We start from the raw sequence: 723 nt of genomic DNA on the forward strand, positions 1-723 counted from the left end.
CACGACCGTTTGGTTCTCACGGACGAGACGAGTCGACAGCTTGTGGAGGAAGTCCCGGCGCCGGTCGGCGATCCGCGCGTGGACCTTGGCAACGCGACGGCGGGCCTTCTCCCGGTTCGCCGAGCCCCTTGCCTTGCGGGACAGCACCCGCTGGGCCTTGGCGAGGCGGGCGCGGTCACGGCGATCGTGCTTCGGGTTGGTGACCTTCTCTCCGGTGGACAGGGTCACGAGGGACGTTATGCCCGCGTCGATGCCGACCGCGTTCGTGGTGGCGGGGGCCGGGGCGATGGCGTCCTCGCACAGCAGGGACACGAACCAACGGCCCGCGCTGTCGCGGGACACAGTCACCGTCGTCGGCTCCGCACCCTCCGGCAGCGGACGCGACCAGCGGATGTCCAGCGGCTCGGCCATCTTCGCCGGCGTCAGGCGCCCGTCGCGCCACGTGAAGGCGCTGCGGGTGTACTCGGCCGAGGCCGGGGACCTTTTCCGCGATTTGTACCGCGGGTACTTCGCACGCTTGGCGAAGAAGTTCCCGAAAGCCGTCTGGAGGTGGCGCAGCGCCTGCTGGAGCGGGACGGAGGACACCTCGGCCAGGAAGGCGAGTTCCTCGGTCTTCTTCCACTTCGTCAGCGTGGCGGAGGACTGCACGTAGGAGATGCGGCGCTGCTCGCCGTACCAGGCCCGCGTGCGCTCCTCCAGCGCCTTGTTGTACACGAGGCGGAC

Annotated in this window: 1 protein-coding gene; it reads right to left on the reverse strand. The window is 69.6% G+C overall.

Annotated elements, in window-relative coordinates:
* On the reverse strand, positions 1–723 hold a 723-nt coding region (locus NQU54_RS48695; RefSeq protein WP_257636675.1), incomplete at both ends, for an RNA-guided endonuclease InsQ/TnpB family protein.

Origin of the sequence: Streptomyces malaysiensis subsp. samsunensis, from assembly GCF_024519315.1 — a bacterium.
Taxonomy (GTDB): domain Bacteria; phylum Actinomycetota; class Actinomycetes; order Streptomycetales; family Streptomycetaceae; genus Streptomyces; species Streptomyces malaysiensis.